General features: G+C 51.3%; 1 rRNA gene. It reads left to right on the forward strand.

Going from position 1 to position 612, the window contains the following annotated elements:
- Positions 1-247 precede the first annotated feature (247 nt).
- Positions 248-612, forward strand: a 16S ribosomal RNA gene (locus C0039_RS20835); the annotation flags it as partial.

Genomic DNA, 612 nt, shown 5'->3' on the forward strand with positions numbered 1-612 from the left:
AATCCCACGCCCTGGCGGTCTGGGAGTTACTTAACAAGAAGACGAAGACAGATGTGTGGGCACTTGTTGGGGTAGTTGTCACAACTATTCAGATACAACAAGTGACCATTGATTCATAGTTTTATGGAACATTGATTTCGAAATTGTATCTGAGCCTCTGATTTTGGTTGTTATCGCGAGGGCTCTCCTTTTGGAGAAGCATGCGCAAACAGCCCCTCTTGTTACTTTGTAGCAGAGGTAAAAGATTAAACTGAAGAGTTTGATCATGGCTCAGATTGAACGCTGGCGGCAGGCCTAACACATGCAAGTCGAGCGCGAAAGCACTTCGGTGTGAGTAGAGCGGCGGACGGGTGAGTAACGCGTAGGAATCTACCCAGTAGTGGGGGACAACATGGTGAAAACCATGCTAATACCGCATACGCCCTACGGGGGAAAGCGGGGGACCTTCGGGCCTCGCGCTACTGGATGAGCCTGCGTTGGATTAGCTTGTTGGTGAGGTAAAGGCTCACCAAGGCGACGATCCATAGCTGGTCTGAGAGGATGATCAGCCACACTGGGACTGAGACACGGCCCAGACTCCTACGGGAGGCAGCAGTGGGGAATATTGCGCAA

The sequence above is a fragment of the Pseudohalioglobus lutimaris genome (assembly GCF_002866825.1).
Taxonomy (GTDB): Bacteria; Pseudomonadota; Gammaproteobacteria; order Pseudomonadales; family Halieaceae; genus Halioglobus; species Halioglobus lutimaris.